This is a genomic window from Nocardiopsis halotolerans DSM 44410, from assembly GCF_000341065.1.
GTDB lineage: Bacteria > Actinomycetota > Actinomycetes > Streptosporangiales > Streptosporangiaceae > Nocardiopsis > Nocardiopsis halotolerans.
This window is the reverse complement of the sequence record NZ_ANAX01000334.1, coordinates 1-13,513: the sequence shown is the minus strand read 5'-3', so window position 1 is coordinate 13,513 and position 13,513 is coordinate 1. Positions and strand designations below refer to the sequence as shown.

The following is a 13,513-nucleotide window of genomic DNA, read 5'->3' as shown; positions in this document are numbered from 1 at the left end:
GCCCCCCGCCCCGCGCCCGCTGAGCGCGGAACCCTCGCCTCCTTCGGCAGCGGTGCCCCGGCCCCCGTGGCCGTGCGGCGCCGTCAGGGAGGCCACGGGGCCAGCACACAACGCAGATCAGGCAAAGGACCCGATATGCCTCCGAAGAAGAAACTGGCCGCACTCGTCAAGGTGCAGCTTCCCGCCGGTCAGGCCACCCCGGCGCCGCCCGTCGGTACCGCCCTCGGTCCGCACGGCGTCAACATCATGGACTTCTGCAAGCAGTACAACGCTGCTACGGAGGCCCAGCGCGGCAGCGTCATCCCCGTGGAGATCTCCATCTACGAGGACCGCTCCTTCAGCTTCGTCACCAAGACGCCTCCGGCGCCCAAGCTGATCCTGAAGGCCGCCGGGATGGAGAAGGCCGCCACCGACCCGGGTCGCACCACGGCCGGTTCCATCACCACCGAGCAGGTCCGTGAGATCGCGCAGACCAAGCTGCCCGACCTCAACACCGACGACATCGAGGCCGCCACCAAGATCGTCGCCGGCACCGCCCGCTCGATGGGCATCGAGGTCAAGTAGCTCCCCGTACGGTGGCGCCGGCCAGTGCGGCCGGAGCGACCGGGGACGCTCGACGTTCGCAACCACCGTGGCAGGGCCATGCGCTGGCCCCGTGACCACACGTTCCCCAGGAGAACAGCGTGAAGCGCAGCAAGAACCACCGCAAAGCCAGCCAGCTGGTGGACCGTGACAAGCTCTACGGCGCCGCCGAGGCCGTGAAGCTCGCCAAGGAGACCTCCACCACCAAGTTCGACGCGACCGTCGAGGTCGCCCTGCGTCTGGGCGTCGACCCGCGCAAGGCCGACCAGATGGTCCGCGGCACCGTGAACCTGCCGCACGGCACCGGCAAGACCGCTCGGGTCCTGGTCTTCGCGACCGGTGACCGTGCCGAGCAGGCTCGCGCCGCTGGCGCCGACATCATCGGCGACGACGAGATGATCGAGAAGGTCTCCAAGGGCTTCACCGACTTCGACGCCGTCGTGGCCACCCCGGACCTCATGGGCAAGGTCGGTCGCCTCGGCCGCGTCCTCGGTCCGCGTGGTCTGATGCCGAACCCGAAGACGGGCACCGTCACCCCCGACGTGGCCAAGGCCGTGACCGACATCAAGGGCGGCAAGATCGAGTTCCGCGTGGACCGCCACGGGAACCTGCACTTCATCATCGGCAAGGCGTCCTTCGACGACCAGCAGCTGGTGGAGAACTACCAGGCCGCGATCGACGAGGTGAACCGCCTCAAGCCGTCCGCCGCCAAGGGCCGCTACGTCAAGAAGGCCGTGGTCACCACGTCCATGGGCCCGAGCATCCCGCTCGAAGCCTAGCCTTCGCGCCGTCCGTCGGCCGTCGTCTGACGGGAACGGTCCCCGAGTCCGCTGGACTCGGGGACCGTTTCGTTTGTTTCCGGGCCTTCTGATGAGTTGGCCGGAAGTGTTTCTGGTGTGGCCGGAGTGCTTCGACCCCGGCCGATCCCGTTCATGGCGGGGTTGGAGCGCCGAGACCCGCTACGAGTACGGGGCCGCTGCGGACCGGGCGTACCGGCACGCCCTTCCGGTCACCGCGTCAGATGTCGGTGATCTCGTCCTCGGACGGGATCTCGAAGGAGGTCTCGTCGATCGAGGAGAAGACCATCGAGATGTCGGCCTCGTCGTCAGCCATGTCGATGCGCATGGGGAACCCGTCGTCGGTGATCCAGAAGGACACGTTGAGGGTCCCGGTGACATCGCCCATGAGGTCGTCCACGGCGCTCCGCTGCTCCGTGCTCATGGCCTCGATCTCCTCGGAGGTCATCGTGCCCTCGATCACGGTGGTCCCGACACCGCTGATCTCCTCGGTGCCAGTCTCCTCGACCTGCTCGATCTCGGAGAACGCGCCCACGACCTCCGGCAGCGTGTTGATGTCGAACATGTCGTCGGGGTTGACCTGATCGGTGTTCTGGAGGCCGCGCATCCACGGGGTGTCGACCTCCTGGAGGCCGTTGTGGTTGGACACCAGGACCTCGCCGCCGGCCGGGACGATAAGGATGGACGTGCCGAGTTCCTCGGCGGTCAGCCCGGTGCCCGTGCCGGTCGTCTCGGCCAGACCCAGGAGCATCTCGCCCAGGAACGGCATCACCATGGTGATCTGGGTGGCCTCCGGGTCGTTCATGACCTCGTAGGTCATGGTCATGTCGATCTCGCCCATGTCGGGATCGGGCATGACCATTTCCATGTCGAGGGTGTAGTTGTCGATCTCCTGGGTGCTCTCGCCGAGTCCGGCGACCAGGTCGAGAACGTTGCCGCCGCCCTCCTCCGGTGTGGCCGCCGCCTCGTTGGCGGGCTCCTCCTCGGGGGCGCCACCGCCGCAGGCGGTGAGGGTCAGAGCCAGGGTGCCAGCGGTGAGCAGGGCCGGCATACGCGTGTTCACGAAGATTCTTCGCTTCCTTGGTGTGGGGGATGAACAGGGGGGACGGGCACGTCTGGGAGCGGGGAGTGCCCGGTGGGAACATGTTGCCACGGCGGACGGACGTTCGAGTCCGGTTCGGTGGCGGTCCCCGACTCCGACGGGCTCCCGCCCCGGACGGTTCCGCGTTCCGCCGGGGTGTCCGCCGTCACAGGGGCCGTACGCCCGGGCGGGACGAGGGCGCCGACACGTGCGGTACGATGGGTTCTTGCCGAAGACCGCTGGTCGTCACCCGAACGGGTGACCTAAGGACCCATCCGCGATGGGCGCCCGCGCAGGTGTCACAAGAGCTTCCCGTTCCGAGCGCCCCCGTGCGCCCCGAGAACGCGGTCCTGCCCCGTGCGCCTGGCGCCCGGGGCCTTTCCTCGTGCTGACGCCGATCGCACGGGTCCTTGGGAACCAACCAGCGTTCACTGTTGGAAGGAGTCCCATGGCGAGGCCGGACAAGGCAGCCGCGGTCGCCGAGATCGCGGAGGAGCTCCGCGGCTCGAACGGCGCCGTGCTGACCGAATACCGGGGGCTCAGCGTGGCGCAGATCACCGAACTGCGCCGCAGCCTCGGCCAGAGTGCGCGTTTTCGCATCGTCAAGAACACGCTGACCAAGATCGCGGTCACGGAGGCCGGTCTCGAAGAGCAGGTCAAGGACCTGCTTGAGGGCCCGTCCGCCATCGCCTTCGTCCACGGTGACGTGGTCGAGGCGGCCAAGGGTCTGCGTGACTTCGCGAAGGCGAACTCGCCCCTGGTGATCAAGGGCGGCGTCATCGACGGCAAGACGATGAACGCCGAGGACATCACCAAGCTGGCCGACCTGGAGTCCCGCGAGGTTCTTCTCTCGAAGCTGGCTGGCGCGCTCAAGGCCAAGCAGGGCCAGGCCGCCGCCGTCTTCCAGGCGCTGCCCTCCAAGACTGTGCGTCTCGCGCAGGCTCTGGCGGACAAGCGCGCCGAAGAGACCGCCTGAACATTTTCGAACCCGCCGGGCACCGAAGGTGTCCGGACACTGGCTCGCACGTGACGCTCGCAGGCGCGCGTGTCCTGTAGAGAAAGAGAGATCGCATCATGGCGAAGCTCAGCAACGACGACCTGATGGCCGCCTTCGAGGAGATGACCCTCCTTGAGCTCTCCGAGTTCGTGAAGGCCTTCGAGGAGAAGTTCGACGTCACCGCCGCCGCTCCGGCCGCCGTGGTCGCCGCCCCGGGTGCCGGCGGCGGCGAGGCCGAGGCCGAGGAGGAGAAGGACGAGTTCGACGTCATCCTCGAGGGCGCTGGCGACAAGAAGATCCAGGTCATCAAGGAGGTCCGCGGCCTCACGAGCCTGGGCCTCAAGGAGGCCAAGGACCTGGTCGACAACGCTCCGAAGCCGCTGCTCGAGGGCGTCAACAAGGAGACCGCTGACAAGGCCAAGGCCGCCCTGGAGGGCGCTGGCGCCAGCGTCACCCTCAAGTAGTCCCCCGCGGGCCGCTGAGGGCCCGCTGGTCTGCTCGTGACGGCCGTTCCTCCCGTGAGGGAGGGGCGGCCGTTCTCGTGTTTCCCATGCCCGCCCGTCACCCTCCACCACCCTCAACGGTCGGCCTCCGGCCGCGGCGCTGGCCCTCTTCGTCGCCCTCCACCGCCCTCAACGGTCGGCCTCCGGCCGCGGTGCTCGCCCGGCCGCCGTGCGGGAAGCGCCGTGCGATGCGCGGCGGGATGGCCCCCCGAGGGGGCCGACACCGCCGTGAACTGCGCGGAGACCGTGGTTCTCCGGAACCGCGCCGTGTCCGCGGCCGCTCCACCTGCCGCGTGTGCGAAGCTGGGCCGTGTTCGAGAGACCTCCGGATCCGGGGGTGCATGTGCGAACTGTCCCTCGGACACGCTAATCTCCCGTCCCGGGAACCCTCGGTGGGGCCCGAAGAGGTGTTTACCCGCCTGAGGCGGGGGAATCCTTCGGGTGTCCGTTGGCTTCCACCCCCGGGCCAGGGCAGGCGCACCAGTCCACCGACGAGTTCCGGACCATCCGGCCAGTTGGAAACAGGCTCCCTCCACCGGGTGCGGGCTTGACGGATCGCCCTCCACGGGTGATCCTGCCGGTGTCGTGAGTGGCGCTGTGGACCGTGAGTGGACAGCGGTGTGGTGTTCGGCTACACTGCTCTTTTGCGCTGCCCTTTGGTGATCCCTGTGCCGGTGAAGGCTACCGCCACTCCATTTTCCGGACATACGGTGGCCCGCTCCCGCTCGATGTGACCGTCTCAACCGCGTTGCGGCGGTCCTTCTCGTGACGGATCGTCTGGCGTGCGCGCTTCAACCGCCACAAGCCTTCGGAAGGACCCCTGTTGGCAGCCTCGCGCAACGCCTCCGCTAACGCCCTTGGTCCGCACCGCGTTTCCTTCGCCCGTATCCAGGAACCACTGGAGGTCCCGAACCTCCTCGCCCTCCAGACCGAGTCGTTCGACTGGTTGCTGGGCAACGAGAAGTGGAAGAACCGGGTTGACACAGCCCGAAACGCTGGCCGCAAGGACGTTCCGGAGCAGTCCGGTCTCGAAGAGATCTTCGAGGAGATCAGCCCGATCGAGGACTTCTCGGGCACGATGTCCCTGTCGTTCCGCGACCATCGGTTCGAGCCGCCCAAGTACTCCGAAGAGGAGTGCAAGGACAAGGACATGACCTTCTCCGCCCCGATGTTCGTCACGGCGGAGTTCATCAACAACGACACCGGTGAGATCAAGAGCCAGACGGTGTTCATGGGCGACTTCCCGCTCATGACCTCCAAGGGCACCTTCATCATCAACGGTACCGAGCGCGTCGTGGTGTCCCAGCTGGTCCGTTCCCCGGGCGTGTACTTCGACAAGTCCATCGACAAGACCTCGGACAAGGACCTCTTCGGCTGCAAGGTCATCCCGTCCCGCGGCGCCTGGCTGGAGTTCGAGGTCGACAAGCGCGACTTCGTCGGCGTCCGTATCGACCGCAAGCGCAAGCAGGGCGTCACCGTCCTGCTCAAGGCGCTGGGCTGGACCACCGACCAGATCCTGGAGCGTTTCGGCCAGTACGAGTCCATCCGCAACACGCTGGAGAAGGACCCCACCGCGGGTACCGACGACGCGCTGCTGGACATCTACCGCAAGCTGCGCCCGGGCGAGCCGCCCACGAAGGAATCGGCCCAGGCGCTGCTGGAGAACCTGTACTTCAACCCCAAGCGCTACGACCTGGCCAAGGTCGGCCGCTACAAGATCAACAAGAAGCTCGGTCTCGACACCGACTACACGCAGGGCACGCTGACCGAAGAGGACATCGTCGCCACGATCGACTACCTCGTCCGCCTGCACGCGGGTGAGGTCGAGAAGGACACCGTCAAGGGTCCCAACCCGATCGAGACCGACGACATCGACCACTTCGGCAACCGCCGTCTGCGCACCGTCGGCGAGCTCATCCAGAACCAGGTCCGCCTGGGCCTGGCCCGTATGGAGCGCGTCGTCCGCGAGCGGATGACCACCCAGGACGTCGAGGCGATCACGCCGCAGACCCTGATCAACATCCGTCCCGTCGTGGCCTCCATCAAGGAGTTCTTCGGCACCTCGCAGCTGTCCCAGTTCATGGACCAGACCAACCCGCTCGCGGGCCTGACCCACAAGCGCCGCCTCTCGGCGCTGGGTCCGGGCGGTCTGTCCCGTGAGCGCGCGGGCTTCGAGGTCCGCGACGTGCACCCCTCGCACTACGGCCGCATGTGCCCGATCGAGACCCCGGAGGGCCCCAACATCGGCCTGATCGGCTCGCTCGCCGCCTACGGCCGGGTCAACTCCTTCGGTTTCGTGGAGACCCCGTACCGCAAGGTCGTCGACGGTCGCATCACCGACCAGGTCGAGTACCTCACCGCGGACGAGGAGGACCGCTTCGTCATCGCGCAGGCGAACACGCCGATGAACGCCGACGGCTCCTTCGCCGAGACCGGTGTGCTGGTCCGCCGTAAGGGCGGGGAGTTCGAGCAGGTCAGCACCGACGAGGTCGACTACATGGACGTGTCGCCGCGCCAGATGGTGTCGGTCGCCACCGCCATGATCCCGTTCCTGGAGCACGACGACGCCAACCGGGCCCTCATGGGCTCCAACATGCAGCGCCAGGCCGTGCCGCTGCTGCGCGCCGAGTCGCCGTTCGTCGGTACCGGCATGGAGTACCGCGCCGCCACCGACGCCGGTGAGGTCATCCTCACCGAGAAGGCCGGTGTCGTCGAGGACGTCACCGCCGACTACGTCACCGTCATGGCCGACGACGGCACGCGCAAGACGTACCGCATGGGCAAGTTCCAGCGCTCCAACCAGGGCACCTGCTTCAACCAGCGGCCGATCGTGTCCGAGGGCCAGCGGGTCGAGGAGAGCCAGGTCCTCGCGGACGGCCCCTCCACCGACCAGGGCGAGATGTCGCTGGGCAAGAACCTGCTCGTGGCGTACATGTCCTGGGAGGGCCACAACTACGAGGACGCGATCATCCTCTCCCAGCGCCTGGTGCAGGACGACGTCCTGTCCTCGATCCACATCGAGGAGCACGAGGTCGACGCCCGCGACACCAAGCTGGGCCCGGAGGAGATCACCCGCGAGATCCCCAACGTCAGCGAGGAGGTCCTCGCCGACCTCGACGACCGGGGCATCATCCGCATCGGTGCCGAGGTCGTCGACGGCGACATCCTCGTCGGCAAGGTCACGCCCAAGGGTGAGACCGAGCTGACCCCGGAGGAGCGCCTGCTGCGCGCCATCTTCGGCGAGAAGGCCCGCGAGGTGCGCGACACCTCGCTCAAGGTGCCGCACGGCGAGACCGGCAAGGTCATCGGCGTCCGCGTGTTCAGCCGCGAGGAGGGCGACGAACTCGCCCCGGGCGTCAACGAGATGGTCCGCGTCTACGTGGCCCAGAAGCGCAAGATCACCGACGGTGACAAGCTCGCCGGCCGTCACGGCAACAAGGGCGTCATCTCCAAGATCCTGCCCCAGGAGGACATGCCCTTCCTGGAGGACGGCACCCCGGTCGACATCATCCTCAACCCGCTGGGCGTCCCCGGCCGTATGAACGTCGGCCAGGTCCTGGAGGTCCACCTGGGTTGGCTGGCCAAGAACGGCTGGTTGGTCGAGGGGGTCGAGGACGAGTGGCAGAAGTCGCTGGCGGCCGTCGGCGCGACCGACGTGCCACCGGACTCCCGCGTGGCCACGCCGGTCTTCGACGGTCTGCGCGGTGACGAGCTCAGCGGCCTGATCCAGTCGGTGCGTCCCAACGCGGACGGCAACCGCCTGATCAACACCGACGGCAAGGCCCGTCTGTTCGACGGCCGTACCGGTGAGCCGTTCGCCGAGCCGATCTCCGTCGGCTACAAGTACATCCTCAAGCTCCACCACCTCGTGGACGACAAGATCCACGCGCGCTCCACCGGCCCGTACTCCATGATCACCCAGCAGCCGCTGGGCGGTAAGGCGCAGTTCGGCGGTCAGCGCTTCGGTGAGATGGAGGTGTGGGCGCTGGAGGCCTACGGCGCCGCCTACGCCCTCCAGGAGCTGCTCACCATCAAGTCCGACGACGTGGTGGGCCGGGTCAAGGTCTACGAGGCCATCGTCAAGGGCGAGAACATCCCCGAACCGGGCATCCCTGAGTCCTTCAAGGTGCTCATCAAGGAGATGCAGTCGCTCTGTCTGAACGTGGAGGTGCTGTCCAGTGACGGTATGTCCATCGAGATGCGGGACAGCGACGAGGACGTCTTCCGCGCCGCGGAAGAACTGGGAATCGACCTGGGTCGGCGGGAGCCGAGCAGTGTCGAAGAGGTCTAACTTCCGCATTCTTCGAGAGCAGGGGACGAATTAAGTGCTCGACGTCAACTTCTTCGACGAGCTGCGCATCGGCCTGGCCACGGCCGACGACATCCGCCAGTGGTCACACGGCGAGGTCAAGAAGCCCGAGACCATCAACTACCGCACCCTCAAGCCCGAGAAGGACGGACTCTTCTGCGAGAAGATCTTCGGTCCGACCCGGGACTGGGAGTGCTACTGCGGCAAGTACAAGCGCGTCCGCTTCAAGGGCATCATCTGTGAGCGCTGCGGCGTCGAGGTGACCCGCGCCAAGGTGCGCCGTGAGCGGATGGGCCACATCGAGCTGGCCGCTCCCGTCACGCACATCTGGTACTTCAAGGGCGTGCCCTCCCGCCTGGGCTACCTGCTGGACCTGGCGCCGAAGGATCTCGAGAAGATCATCTACTTCGCCGCCTACATGGTCACGTGGGTGGACACCGACGCCCGGGAGCGCGACCTCCAGTCCCTGGAGGCGCGGATCTCGGTGGAGAAGCAGCACCTGGAGCAGCGCCGCGACTCCACCGTCGAGGACCGCCACCGCAAGCTGGAGGCCGACCTCGCCGAGCTGGAGGAGCAGGGCGCCAAGGGCGACGCGCGCCGCAAGGTCCGCGAGGGCGCCGAGCGCGAGATGCGTCAGCTGCGCGACCGCGCCCAGCGCGAGATCGACCGCCTCGACGAGGTCTGGAACCGGTTCAAGAACCTCAAGGTCCAGGACCTCGAGGGCGACGAGATGCTCTACCGCGAGATGCGGGACCGCTTCGGCAAGTACTTCCGCGGCGGCATGGGCGCCCAGGCCATCCAGGACCGGCTCGCCAACTTCGAGCTGGACGAGGAGGCCGAGAAGCTCCGTGAGACCATCCGCACCGGCAAGGGCCAGAAGAAGGCCCGCGCCCTCAAGCGGCTCAAGGTCGTCTCGGCGTTCCTCAACACCCGTAACAGCCCCATGGGCATGGTGCTGGACTGCATTCCGGTCATCCCGCCGGACCTGCGTCCGATGGTGCAGCTGGACGGTGGCCGCTTCGCGACCTCCGACCTCAACGACCTGTACCGCCGTGTCATCAACCGCAACAACCGCCTCAAGCGACTGCTCGACCTCGGCGCGCCCGAGATCATCGTCAACAACGAGAAGCGGATGCTCCAGGAGGCCGTCGACGCGCTGTTCGACAACGGCCGCCGCGGCCGTCCGGTCACCGGACCGGGCAACCGTCCGCTCAAGTCGCTGTCCGACATGCTCAAGGGCAAGCAGGGCCGCTTCCGTCAGAACCTGCTGGGCAAGCGCGTCGACTACTCCGGCCGTTCGGTCATCGTCGTCGGCCCGCAGCTGAAGCTGCACCAGTGCGGTCTGCCCAAGCAGATGGCCCTGGAGCTGTTCAAGCCGTTCGTGATGAAGCGCCTGGTCGACCTGAACCACGCGCAGAACATCAAGAGCGCCAAGCGCATGGTCGAGCGGTCCCGCCCGGTCGTGTGGGACGTCCTCGAAGAGGTCATCACCGAGCACCCGGTTCTGCTCAACCGCGCCCCGACGCTGCACCGCCTGGGCATCCAGGCCTTCGAGCCGCAGCTGGTCGAGGGCAAGGCCATCCAGATCCACCCGCTCGTGTGTACGGCGTTCAACGCCGACTTCGACGGTGACCAGATGGCCGTGCACCTGCCGCTGTCCGCCGAGGCCCAGGCCGAGGCGCGGCTGCTGATGCTGGCCACCAACAACATCCTCAAGCCGTCCGACGGCAAGCCCGTGACCATGCCCACGCAGGACATGATCATCGGCCTGTACTACCTGACGACGGAGAAGGCCGGAGCCAAGGGCGAGGGGCGCTCGTTCCTCTCCCCGGCCGAGGCGCTCATGGCCTACGACCTGGGCGACCTCGACCTCCAGGCGAGGATCAAGCTCCGGATCGCCGACGGCGCCCCGGCGCCGAAGGACTGGACTCCGCCGGAGGGCTGGCAGGAGGGTGAGCCCTACGTCCTGGAGACCACCCTGGGCCGGTACCTGTTCAACGAGAGCACCCCGGTCGACTACCCGTACGTCAACTTCCAGGTGGGCAAGAAGCAGGTCTCGGTGCTGGTCAACGACCTCGCCGAGAACTACCCCAAGGTCCAGGTCGCCACGACGCTGGACGCCCTCAAGGACGCCGGTTACCGCTGGGCCACCCGGTCCGGTCTGACCATCGGCATCGAGGACGTCGTCGCGCCGCCGCGCAAGACCGAGATCCTGGAGGGGTACGAGCGCAAGGCCGACAAGATCCAGCGCGAGTACGACCGCGGTCTGATCACCGACGACGAGCGCCGTCAGGAGCTCACGGAGGTGTGGACCCAGGCCACGACCGAGGTCGCCCAGAACATGGAGGACAACTTCCCCGCCGACAACCCGGTGTGGATGATGGTCCAGTCCGGCGCCCGTGGTAACCCGATGCAGGTGCGCCAGATCGCCGGTATCCGTGGTCTGGTCTCCAACACCAAGGGTGAGACGATCCCGCGTCCGATCAAGTCCTCCTACCGTGAGGGCCTGTCCGTGCTGGAGTACTTCATCTCCACGCACGGTCAGCGCAAGGGTCTGGCGGACACCGCCCTGCGTACCGCCGACTCGGGTTACCTGACCCGACGTCTGGTGGACGTGGCGCAGGACGTCATCGTCCGCGAGATCGACTGCGGCACCGACCGGTCGCTGTGGCACGAGGTGGGCGAGAAGAACGCCGCCGGTGTCGTGGTGCGCAAGCACAACGTCGAGAACACCGGTTTCGGCCGGACCATCGCCGAGGACGTGGTGGGCGCCGACGGATCGGTCGTCCTGCCCGCCCTGAGCGACACCTCCGAGCAGAACATCGACAAGCTGATCGAGGCCGGGGTCACCCGGGTCCGCATCCGCTCGTCGCTGACCTGTGAGGCCAAGATCGGCGTGTGCACCACCTGCTACGGCCGCTCCATGGCGACCGGCAAGCCGGTGGACGTCGGTGAGGCGATCGGTATCATCGCGGCCCAGTCCATCGGTGAGCCCGGTACCCAGCTGACCATGCGTACCTTCCACATGGGTGGTTCGGCCGGTCAGGACATCACCCACGGTCTGCCCCGTGTCCAGGAGCTCTTCGAGGCCCGCATCCCCAAGGGTGTGGCCCCGATCTCCGAGATGGAGGGCCGGATCCGGATCGACGACACCGAGAAGAGCCGCAAGATCGTCGTCATCCCCGACGACGGCACGGACGAGATCGCCTACCCGGTCCCGATGCGTGCCCAGCTGCTCGTGACCGACGACGACCACGTCAAGGTCGGCCAGCAGCTGATCCAGGGTGCGATCAACCCGCACGAGGTCCTGCGCATCCAGGGCCCGCGCGCGGTGCAGCAGCACCTGGTGTCCGAGGTCCAGGAGGTGTACAAGTCGCAGGGTGTGTCCATCCACGACAAGCACATCGAGATCATCGTTCGCCAGATGCTCAAGCGGGTGAACATCCTGGAGTCGGGCGACACCGAGCTGCTGCCCGGTGAGATGGTCGAGCGTCCGAAGTTCGAGCGGATCAACCGCCGCGTCGTGTCCGAGGGCGGTCAGCCCGCGGCCGGACGTCCGGTGCTGCTGGGTATCACCAAGGCCTCGCTGGCCACGGAGTCCTGGCTGTCCGCGGCCTCCTTCCAGGAGACCACCCGGGTGCTCACCGAGAACGCGATCCACGGCAAGAGCGACCCGCTCCTCGGCCTCAAGGAGAACGTCATCATCGGTAAGCTCATCCCGGCCGGTACCGGTATTCCGCAGTACCGCAACGTCCGGGTCGAGCCGACCGAGGAGGCCAAGGCCTCGATGTACTCGGTCTCCGGGTACGAGGAGCCGAGCGAGTACACCTTCGGGCAGGGTTCGGGCGAGGCCGTTCCGCTGGAGGAGTACGACTTCGGGCCGTACAACCGGTAGAAGAGCGGTTTGCTGAACTGACGGCGGCGGTAGGCCACCTCCCGCGGGGGGTGGTACCGCCGCCGTTCCGCGCACAGGGTCCGCTGACGCGGACGGAGACGGCGCTACTGCGCTGGCGGGAGAGGGACAGGTGACTGATAACGGGGGCGAACGGCGGGACTCCGGTACGGGGGACTCGTGGTTCAAGCCGAGCGAGGACCGTTACCGCACACAGTCGGACTACCAGGACCCGCTTGAGGACGGGGAGACCGGGGCCACGGTCTTCCCGGACAGTGGCGGATACTCGGGGCTGAGCTCGTCCCGTCCGGCCATGGTGGAGCCGTACCCGGAGGCGCTGGGCGGTCCGCCGTCCCCGCCCTCCCACGGCATCTCCTACCCGGGTGCGGGGTCGTCGGCCTACCAGCCGCTGACCAGGATCCCGGGCGAGCCCGAGGAACCGGGCCTGCCGAGCGTGGCGGCCAGTGCCCAGGTGCCGCTGCCTTCGGACGCTCCCGCGGGGGGCGACCGTGAGGATCCCCGGTCCGACGGTCCGCGGACCCAGGAGATCCCCGTTCTGGGCGACCGGGGCGCCTCGGTGGACACCGCGGCGGAGGGCCGGCCCTGGGACGCCGACCCCTCCGGGCGGGAGTCCGCTGGCGGTCTCGGTTCCGGCGCCTCCGGTGAACAGCCCTGGAGCGCGGATGACACGCCGGTGGCCGAGGGGCGCGGAACCTCCTCCTGGGAGGCGCCCTCCGATCCGGCCGGTGGTTCCGTGGCGGATGATCCCCTCGGCGGTGGTCAGCCGTGGGAGACCGACGCCGGTGGTGCGCGTGGTTCCGGCGGGTGGGACGTGGACGCTCCCGCTCCTGGCGGCGACGACCGCGGCCCGGCTCCGTGGTCCGGTGGTGCTCCGGAGCGGGATCCCCTTGGCGACCAGCCGTGGGGGGACGATCCCCTCTCGGGCCGTTCCGACAGGCGCGACGAGCCCGCCCGGGATGCTCCGTCCACCTCCGCTGATCCCCTGGGCGGTGGCCAGCCGTGGGACGACGCCCCCGCTCCCGGGGGTGATGACCCTGCTTCGGCTCCGTGGGCTGACGCTCCTGGGGCCGGTGGTTCCGGCGGGCGTGACGCCTCCGTTGACGGTCTCGGCGCGTCCGCGTGGGACGCTCCGGCGGCTTCCGAGCCGGGGGCCGCTGGGGTTTCCGGTGGTGGTCAGCCGTGGGATGACGTTCCGGCCTCCGGCGGTGACGATCGTGGTCCGGCCCCGTGGACGGACGTTCCGGAGGCCGGTGGTTCGGTGGTGGACGACCCCCTCAGCGGCGGCCAGCCCTGGGACGGCGCTCCCGCCCCGGGGGGTGACGATCGTGGTC

7 protein-coding genes and 1 pseudogene are annotated in these 13,513 nt (G+C 68.0%); 7 read left to right on the top strand and 1 reads right to left on the bottom strand.

What is annotated here, in order from left to right; genetic code table 11:
* The first annotated feature begins 135 nt into the window (after positions 1-135).
* The gene (gene rplK, locus D455_RS0124895; protein WP_017573387.1) at positions 136-564 is read left to right on the top strand and encodes a 50S ribosomal protein L11; all 429 of its coding nucleotides are present in this window, start codon (positions 136-138) and stop codon (positions 562-564) included.
* Between the two features lie 119 nt (positions 565-683).
* Positions 684-1,361 (top strand): 50S ribosomal protein L1, encoded by a 678-nt coding sequence (gene rplA / locus D455_RS0124890; protein WP_017573386.1) that lies wholly within the window; start codon positions 684-686, stop codon positions 1,359-1,361.
* Between the two features lie 238 nt (positions 1,362-1,599).
* Here rplA and D455_RS0124885 read toward each other — a convergent pair whose 3' ends face one another.
* Positions 1,600-2,442 (bottom strand): LolA-like protein, encoded by an 843-nt coding sequence (locus D455_RS0124885; protein WP_026122953.1) that lies wholly within the window; start codon positions 2,440-2,442, stop codon positions 1,600-1,602.
* 466 nt (positions 2,443-2,908) lie between these two features.
* On the opposite strand from D455_RS0124885, the gene rplJ reads away from it, so the two are divergent.
* The 5 genes and pseudogenes from rplJ to D455_RS0124860 all read left to right on the top strand — a co-directional run.
* The gene (gene rplJ / locus D455_RS0124880; RefSeq protein ID WP_017573384.1) at positions 2,909-3,436 is read left to right on the top strand and encodes a 50S ribosomal protein L10; all 528 of its coding nucleotides are present in this window, start codon (positions 2,909-2,911) and stop codon (positions 3,434-3,436) included.
* A gap of 98 nt (positions 3,437-3,534) precedes the next feature.
* Positions 3,535-3,921: a 50S ribosomal protein L7/L12 gene (gene rplL / locus D455_RS0124875; protein WP_017573383.1), complete on the top strand. Its 387-nt coding sequence runs from the start codon at positions 3,535-3,537 to the stop codon at positions 3,919-3,921.
* Positions 3,922-4,783: 862 nt separating this feature from the next.
* Positions 4,784-8,251: a DNA-directed RNA polymerase subunit beta gene (gene rpoB / locus D455_RS0124870; protein WP_017573382.1), complete on the top strand. Its 3,468-nt coding sequence runs from the start codon at positions 4,784-4,786 to the stop codon at positions 8,249-8,251.
* A 34-nt stretch (positions 8,252-8,285) separates the two neighbouring features.
* A complete protein-coding gene (locus tag D455_RS0124865; protein WP_017573381.1) occupies positions 8,286-12,164 on the top strand; it encodes a DNA-directed RNA polymerase subunit beta' in 3,879 nt (1,292 codons plus the stop codon).
* Positions 12,165-12,294: 130 nt separating this feature from the next.
* Positions 12,295-13,513 (top strand): annotated as a pseudogene (locus tag D455_RS0124860) (hypothetical protein); the annotation flags it as partial.

What these genes read in the sequence shown, in the direction of transcription:
- rplJ (WP_017573384.1), top strand. Translation starts at nt 2,909, where the DNA reads ATGGCGAGGCCGGACAAGGCAGCCGCGGTCGCCGAGATCGCGGAGGAG.
- rplK (WP_017573387.1), top strand. Translation starts at nt 136, where the DNA reads ATGCCTCCGAAGAAGAAACTGGCCGCACTCGTCAAGGTGCAGCTTCCC.
- rplL (WP_017573383.1), top strand. Translation starts at nt 3,535, where the DNA reads ATGGCGAAGCTCAGCAACGACGACCTGATGGCCGCCTTCGAGGAGATG.